Origin of the sequence: Bartonella sp. TT67HLJMS (genome assembly GCF_042193375.1) — a bacterium.
In the GTDB taxonomy this organism is placed as follows: Bacteria; Pseudomonadota; Alphaproteobacteria; order Rhizobiales; family Rhizobiaceae; genus Bartonella; species Bartonella grahamii.
Genome location: NZ_JBHILP010000037.1, coordinates 1 through 947 on the forward strand (window position 1 = coordinate 1; position 947 = coordinate 947).

The following is a 947-nucleotide window of genomic DNA, read 5'->3' on the forward strand; positions in this document are numbered from 1 at the left end:
CACGAAAAAAATGGTGATTTGGGAAATCAGTATTTGAAAACTCATGCTGCTTGCGTTGGTCCTTATCAGTTAAAAAGTTGGCGCCCTGGAGAAGCGATTTTATTGCGTGCAAGCTCTCACTATTGGGGAGAAGCACCTAAACTAAAGCAGATTATAATTCGCCATGTTGCGGAGCCTGGAACACAGCGCTTGTTGTTGCAAAAACATGATATTGATGTTGCTCGTAATTTGACACCTGAAGATCTGGCAGATTTGCAAAAAACAACAGATGTTAGAATCAAAGAAGTGTTAGAACCATCCATGATGTATTGGGGATTCAATACGACGAATCCCATTTTTGCTAAGGAAAAAGTGCGCTTGGCGATGCGTTATCTTATAGATTATGAAGGTCTTGGCAAGAAGCTTCTCAAAGGGATTGGTATCCCACGGGCAAGTTTTATTCCTCTTGGCAATTTTGGGGCTTTAGATGAAAAAGAAGGGCAACCCTTTAAGCTTGATATTCAAAAAGCCAAGCAGCTTTTAGCAGAGGCCGGTTATCCGAACGGATTTGAGGCAAATTTTCTCGTATCAAACACTCCTTATACTTTATTACTTGCTCAGTCACTCCAAGATAGTGCTGCGCAGGCGGGTGTGCGTCTTAAAATTGAACGTGTGGCAGGTACACAGTTGTTTTCAAAAGTGAATGCACGGGCTTTTGATACGGCTTTTGTCGGATGGAATAATGATTCTGCGGATCCTCATACAATGGCTTCACGTCTTGTTTATAATCCAGATAATCGGTTTGAGGCTAGAAACACTGCCTATCCTAGTTGGAAACATGGGTATTTTGACGCCAAGATGAATCAAAAAGTTGAAGAGGCGTTGTTTCAAAAAGATCCGCAAAAACGGGCGCAAATATATGCTGATTTACAACGTGAACTTATGCAAAAAGGACCTTATGCGTTTAT

1 protein-coding gene is annotated in these 947 nt (G+C 41.4%); it reads left to right on the top strand.

What is annotated here, in order from left to right; genetic code table 11:
• The coding region (locus ACFIJQ_RS08825; protein ID WP_375629966.1) for an ABC transporter substrate-binding protein at positions 1 to 947 on the top strand (947 nt) is incomplete at both ends.